We start from the raw sequence: 281 nt of genomic DNA, 5'->3' as shown, positions 1-281 counted from the left end.
TACGGTAGCAAACTGCACCGCGAGCTCGAAGAGAAGTGGAAGCAGTGCGTCTCAAACCGGGGGCTCACCCCCATTAAGGCAGGGGCGGTAGCCGAGGAATCCCCGCTGGCTGAGCAGTGGAGCAAGAACGACGGTATCGACGAGCCCGCCTCCGAAGAAGAGATTCGCATCGCCACCATCCAGGCCGAATGTAACCAGCAGGTCGGCATGAGCAAGCAGCTCTACGACCTGGAGGCACAGTATCAGATGCCGCTCATCCGCAAGTACCAGTCGCAGCTTGA

1 pseudogene is annotated in these 281 nt (G+C 59.8%); it reads left to right on the top strand.

The window, feature by feature from the left end:
* Positions 1 to 281: pseudogene (locus HMPREF2674_RS02720) on the top strand (multidrug transporter); the annotation flags it as partial.

Origin of the sequence: Rothia sp. HMSC062F03, assembly GCF_001836905.1 — a bacterium.
GTDB lineage: Bacteria > Actinomycetota > Actinomycetes > Actinomycetales > Micrococcaceae > Rothia > Rothia mucilaginosa_A.
This window is presented reverse-complemented; position numbering and strand designations above follow the sequence as displayed.